At 44.7% G+C, this 4307-nt stretch carries 4 protein-coding genes; 2 read left to right on the plus strand and 2 right to left on the minus strand.

All coding sequences use genetic code 11. The features are described 5' to 3' along the window. Positions 1–16: 16 nt before the first annotated feature. Positions 17–352: a PadR family transcriptional regulator gene (locus tag QXT17_RS09855; protein ID WP_020961718.1), complete on the minus strand. Its 336-nt coding sequence runs from the start codon at positions 350–352 to the stop codon at positions 17–19. 108 nt (positions 353–460) lie between these two features. Here QXT17_RS09855 and QXT17_RS09860 point away from each other — a divergent pair, with 108 nt between their 5' ends. Together QXT17_RS09860 and QXT17_RS09865 are read left to right on the plus strand one after the other, a co-directional pair. Then, complete coding sequence (locus tag QXT17_RS09860; protein ID WP_020961717.1) at positions 461–2323, plus strand: sugar phosphate nucleotidyltransferase; 1863 nt, start codon at positions 461–463, stop codon at positions 2321–2323. Further along, a complete protein-coding gene (locus QXT17_RS09865; RefSeq protein ID WP_020961716.1) occupies positions 2310–3434 on the plus strand; it encodes a CDP-alcohol phosphatidyltransferase family protein in 1125 nt (374 codons plus the stop codon). Before QXT17_RS09860 ends, QXT17_RS09865 begins: the two co-directional genes overlap by 14 nt. Positions 3435–3639: 205 nt before the next feature. On the opposite strand, the gene QXT17_RS09870 is transcribed toward QXT17_RS09865, so the two are convergent. Further along, the coding region (locus QXT17_RS09870; protein ID WP_342783451.1) for a methyltransferase domain-containing protein at positions 3640–4307 on the minus strand (668 nt) is incomplete at its 5' end.

Raw genomic sequence — 4307 nt, forward strand, 5'->3', positions numbered from 1 at the left:
TTTGCTAAAGGCAAAATCATATACCAGAGACAATGTGGAGTCTCTCGGAAAGCTCCTTCAAATAGCTAATCCCCTGTCTTAGCACCTCTCTGCCCTGTTCAGTTATCGCGAAGTACTTTCTCCTCTCGACGTAGTGGCTCCTTATCAAGCCCTCTTCCTCAAGCTTCTGCGTCACAACGTAGAAGATGACTTTCCCAGCCGTTACCCCAAAGTCTTCCCTTATCCTCTTGATAAGCGAATACGGGTAATCCTCACCTCTTGATAGTTCAGCCAAGACGTACAGCCATAGATTCTCTACGCCTGTTTTCCTCTTAAGTCTCTCAAGTGGCTTAACGCTCCTGCTTACAATCATACCGTGTGCTTCAATAAGTTCCTACATTTAAATATCAACTTGCCGGCTTAACACCTTCACCACGATACCTATTTTAACGTTTTTTGCCTGTTTCATGTTTGTGAAAAAATGACTTTTCCCGTGGTTATCGTCGCTGGTGGCATTGCAAGCAGGCTCCAGCCCTACTCTCTTGAGAGGCCCAAATCTCTAATGGAGCTTGAGCCTGGAGTGACGATCCTCGACTTTATTCTTAAGAGGTTTACAAGGGCAAACCTGAGCCCAATATACTTGGTTACAAGGAAAGAAAATATTGCTCCCTTTAAGGAGAAGCTTGGAAACAAAGCAATAATTTTGAGCATTGATGCTGAAGAGTTTGGAAATCTCTACACAGTTTACACGGCGTTAAAAAACGTTGATCCTCCTTTTCTTGTAGCGATGTCCGACCACATTTTCGAGTTCGAGATGCTGAAAAAGTTGCTTACTCACTCCTCTAACAAGGCTTTTACTATATGTCTTGACAGGAAACCCTCACTTTCAGAGGTAAAAGAGGGCCTAAAGGTGAAGTTGCAGGGAGGAAGAGTCGTAGAGGTTGGCAAAAACATTGAGTCGAGGTATGGGATAGATACCGGCTTGATTATCATTCGAGAAAATGCGCGCCGATACATTGAGGAGGTGATCAATGAAAAAGGCATAAACGCATCTATAGGTGATGCCCTCGACAAGGCCGCAAAGGATGGAGAAGTTGATTACGTAGATGTCACGGGATTTCTGTGGAAAGACATCGATACGCCTAGCGACTTGCTCTATGCCAGGAAAATTTACAAGCAAATAAACCTACGTGACTATGGTAGAAAGACTTCTAGTCTGGCAACGAAAATACTCGTTAGGCCTTTAACAGGCTACCTTGCCGGCAAGCTAAAGAGAAACAACGCATCTGGAGCAATACTTTTGTCTTTGTTTTTACTTGTAATGTTTTCTCTTGTCCCTTCTCTATTCTTGGATGCCCTCAAGACATCATATATGTATCTAGCTGTATATGTCTATGTCCTAATCTTTCTTACAGACTTCATCGACGTCATTGTCTCTTTTCATGGTCTTTTCCCAGCCTATGGCAATGTTGCTTTAATTGGCCAGGCACTCGCTGAGATGAGTATGCTGTACTTCCTAGTTGCCAGTCTAGGGGAAATAAACGCAAACGTCTTTTACCTTGCCGCAGTTTTGGGAGCAACTAGTTCTATACTTTCGGTTATTTTTGAGCATGAAGAAATAAGGCCTCCCGCGTTAACTTTCCTTGCTGATCCTGCTGTAAAGCTCTTCTTAGCAATGTTACTCGTGATGATAAACCAGCAAATCCTAGCACTGGCATATTGGATTGCCTCAGGCATAGTTATCATGCTTTCTAGTGGTACTCGTATCGGCACCGCTAAGCCTCTGCGTTTAGCAGAAGAGTTCCCAAAAATCGCTGAGAGAAGGGGAATGATCGCGCGGAAACTTGAGAGAGCTGGAAGCAAGGGGTTCAAGCTAATTTTAGTCTTGATTGTGCTGTCCTATGTTAATTCTTACTTCGGCGGATATACGTTGCTACAAACTGGGTTGCTAAGCATCGACGTGAGCACAGCTGTATCAGCTATCACGCTACTAGCAATCGTATACTATGGCTACTATGTCCTGGACGGGGTAAGGGTGCTAGTAGACGCGTTAGCGGTAAAGATGACAAGTGTCCTCGGCATAACGGAAAGCGTCGCTGAACACATCGGGCTCGATCTCTTATACCTTGGAGTAACCCTAATTGCCCTTCTCTACGTCCCATCCTTGTTGAGGACAATACCCAAAGTAGGACAACTGTTGGAGTTGATTACCTCACTCGTCCTGCTATTTTTCCTATTGTTCTTTTTGTATGACCTCTCGAGAATTATCTATAAGGCTTTCGGGGAAGTTTTTTCTGAAATCATTAAAAGAATCGAGGGTGCCCTTGAATATGAGTCTCGGTAAGATACTGTTAGTTTTCCGGGAAATTATAGAAAAAGAAGGCGTAAAGACACCTGTAGCTCTCCTTTCACACTTTGGCACCACAACAATCGAAAGATGGATCCAAACTATAAGGGCGCAGGGCATAAGAGAAATTCAAGTCTTCGCCCCTAAAGAAACAGTTGCACAAATCAGGGATTACTTAGAGAAAATAGGAGAAACAAATGTAGATGTAAGTAGCATAGACGAACTACGATTCAAAACAACCGAGGGAGCAATTATAATTTCGGCAGATTACCTGGTTCACCCCGACGCAACTAGAACATTCATTCAAAGCAATTATACGGTGGGTACATGTAAACAGACAACCGTCCTCCAAAGAGTTGTTAGTTCCGAACATAAAGCCGTAGACCTTGATTCTTTTGTTGAACCAAGGCATAGACCTGCCTGCGTGTATGCTGGAGACCTAAAAACATCTAAGGCAACAATAGTTATGTGGTCTCAGAAGGGCATCCATTTAACTTCTATGCTGAATGCACCCCTCGAGAACTTTATCGTGAAAAGTATAGGAGAGATCAAGTGGATCACTCCAAATAGAATTACTATGCTTGTCAATCTATTAGCCCTGGCCGTGATTTACCTTTTCCTAAATGGTTACTTTTTCTTAGGAAGCGTTGTAGCCTACATTGCAGGGATATTCGACGGAGTAGATGGAAAGCTGGCAAGAGTCCGAGGCCGTTTCACGAAGCTTGGCCACCTCGAGCATTCACTAGATGCGTTATGGGAGCAATCAGTCTACGCATCGCTTGTCATAGGACTGGGAACTCACGGCTACGGAGTACAGGCACTTGTTACGGGAATAATTTTCCTCGTGATAGACAGCTTCACTAGGCATGTCTTCAACCAGTTCGCACTTATCACGGGGAGGAGTCTCAAGACATACTCCGACTTCGACAGGAAATTTGCAGTTATAGATGGCAGAAGAAATTTCTACTTAATCTATTTCCTCGTCTCTGCAGTGCTTGGGAATCCAATGAATGGACTATTCCTGAGCATTGCACACGCATCGCTCACAGCAGTCATCTATTTATCCAGGTCAATTCAACATCTAAGTAGGCTGGATAGGGAGAAATAACAGCGCGACATAACCCCTTATCCAAACAGTAACTCGAGGACGCACTGCAAAACTCATCCATACAAAACGATAGAGGGGTCCTTAAGCTTTCTGAACCTATCAAAGGTAACTAAAAAATGAAGGAAAAAACACTGATGATTAGTCCTAATCTCTTTGAGCACTCTTTTCGCTCCACCGCATTAACTTAAGCTAGAAGAACTGGCTCCTAGCCATAAAGGACGCCCATACTCAAGTGGGCTGTAAGCCTTCTACCAACTAGATACTTTGTGTTAACATTTCTTGACTTCAGCCTTGTGTCGAACATCTCCGCACTGAGGCCATAAAGGTCGTAAGCATCTGATGCAACGATAAAGTTCACGTTTGTAGCGAAGCTAGGTATCCACGCCCAGTATTCGGCTACGTGCTTAAAGTTTTTCTCTATGTTTTCTTTTACCTGTCTGTACTCTTTTGGGTAGAAATAGCTCGAGCCTGCCTGCGTCGCCATTACACCTTCTGGCTTGAGTATCCTTTTTATCTCCCTGAATGCCTCGTAGCTGTAAAGCGGCAGAGCTGTGGGGCCAGCATAGGGGTCTGTCAGGTCCATTACCACCACGTCGAAGGTGCCGTCGGCGGTCTTCTTAACGTATTCTAGCCCGTCCATTATGACGACCCTTGCCCTTGGGTCAAAGAAGCTTCCACGGTGCATGACCTCTAGGAACCTTTTAGAGAACTCCACGACCTTCTCGTCAATGTCAACCATGACCGCATCCTCTACTGTTCCATGCTTCAAGACTTCTCTAAGCGAGGCCCCCTCGCCACCACCTATAATCAGGACCCTTTTGGGCTCCGGGTGTAGGGCCATGGCCGGATGCACGAGCAACTCGTGGTAGATAA

Source organism: Thermofilum sp. (assembly GCF_038871435.1).
GTDB lineage: Archaea > Thermoproteota > Thermoprotei > Thermofilales > Thermofilaceae > Thermofilum > Thermofilum adornatum.

Bases quoted from the DNA above. Each gene is read 5' to 3' on its own strand.
- QXT17_RS09855 (WP_020961718.1), bottom strand. From the start codon at position 352: ATGATTGTAAGCAGGAGCGTTAAGCCACTTGAGAGACTTAAGAGGAAA.
- QXT17_RS09860 (WP_020961717.1), top strand. From the start codon at position 461: ATGACTTTTCCCGTGGTTATCGTCGCTGGTGGCATTGCAAGCAGGCTC.
- QXT17_RS09865 (WP_020961716.1), top strand. From the start codon at position 2,310: ATGAGTCTCGGTAAGATACTGTTAGTTTTCCGGGAAATTATAGAAAAA.